Origin of the sequence: Cellulomonas algicola (genome assembly GCF_019024305.1) — a bacterium.
In the GTDB taxonomy this organism is placed as follows: Bacteria; Actinomycetota; Actinomycetes; order Actinomycetales; family Cellulomonadaceae; genus Cellulomonas; species Cellulomonas algicola.
Window position 1 is genome coordinate 1 of record NZ_JAHKSJ010000046.1, and the last position, 1,278, is coordinate 1,278.

Annotated in this window: 1 protein-coding gene; it reads right to left on the reverse strand. The window is 70.8% G+C overall.

The genetic code is table 11. The features are described 5' to 3' along the window. Positions 1-37: 37 nt before the first annotated feature. A complete protein-coding gene (locus KOV94_RS20390; RefSeq protein WP_218053039.1) occupies positions 38-1,207 on the reverse strand; it encodes an IS481 family transposase in 1,170 nt (389 codons plus the stop codon). Positions 1,208-1,278 lie beyond the last annotated feature (71 nt).

Genomic DNA, 1,278 nt, shown 5'->3' on the forward strand with positions numbered 1-1,278 from the left:
CTGTGATGTCGCAGGACATCGGCAACAGGCCGGACCCTCAGGGTCCGGCCTGTTTGCGTGTCTGGGGTTGGTAGTTGCGGGTGGTGTCGATGGTGAGTTCGCGCAGGAGTTCTCCGGTGATGGCGTGGACCACGCGGACGTCGAGGTCGGCGATGAGCATGATCACGGGGGTTCGGGCGTGGGTTCGTCCGATGCCGATGTGGTGCAGGCGGCCGGCGACTCGCAGGGTGAGCTTGCCGTCGTTGTCGACGCGGTCGTGGCGGATGCGTTCGTGGCTGCCTGGGCCGCCGACGGGGTGCGCCTTGGCTTTGGCGGCGTAGGCGGCGGCGGGGGTGCGTCCGTGCAGCGAGGTGTGGGGGCGGGCGGTGTTGTAGTGCTCGCGCCAGGTGTCGAGCAGGGTCTGCAGCTGGTCGAGGTCGCCCGGGCGGGGGTGGGTCGCGAGCCAGCGTTTGAGGGTCTGCTGGACGCGTTCGACCTTGCCGCAGGTGGTGGGGTGGTTCGGGCGGGAGTTGCGTCGCTCGATGCCGAGGCGGGCGAGCTCGGACTCGAAGGCGTTGCGGCCGCCGCGGCCGCCGGCGAGGCGGGTGGTGAAGACCATGCCGTTGTCGGACAGCACCGCGGCCGGGACGCCGTTGTCGCTGATCGCGGCCCGGAACGTGGTCACGACGTCGGGCCCGCGGACCCGGTGGTGGGCGGTGCAGGCCAGTACGAGCCGGGAGTGGTCGTCCAGGAAGGTCAGGACTTCGGTGTCGGTGCCGTCGGCCAGGCGCACGTGGGTGAAGTCGGTCTGCCAGAGCTGGTTGGGCAGGTCGGCCTCGAAGCGGACGTAGGAGCTGCGCGGCCGCTTCGAGGGGGCCGCTTCGATGAGTCCGGCGGCCTTGAGGTGTCGCCAGATCGTCGCCGGGGCGAGCGTGAGGTCGTGGTGGGTGGCCAGGTGCCAGGCGATGGTGTGCGCACCGGCGTCCAGGCCGTCCGCGGTCAGCTTGCTGCGTAGATCGACGATCAGGTCGACGACCTCGGGGGCGGTGCGTGTGGGGCTGGTGCGGGGACGTCGGGATCGCGGTTCGAACGCGGCGTCCCCGACGTCGCGGTAGCGGGCGACCAGGCGGCTGACCCAGGACCGCGACAGCCCGTAGGCGCGGGCCACCTCGGCCTGCGAGCGGCCCTCGAGCACGACAGCGGTGATCACCAGGCGGGCACGCGACATGCCCGAGCATCACCGAGCGGTGTTGCCGATGTCCTGAGACATGCGTTGCCCATGTCCTGAAACAGGACACC

Coding starts and splice junctions, on each gene's coding strand:
- KOV94_RS20390 (WP_218053039.1), bottom strand. CDS start 1,207: ATGTCGCGTGCCCGCCTGGTGATCACCGCTGTCGTGCTCGAGGGCCGC.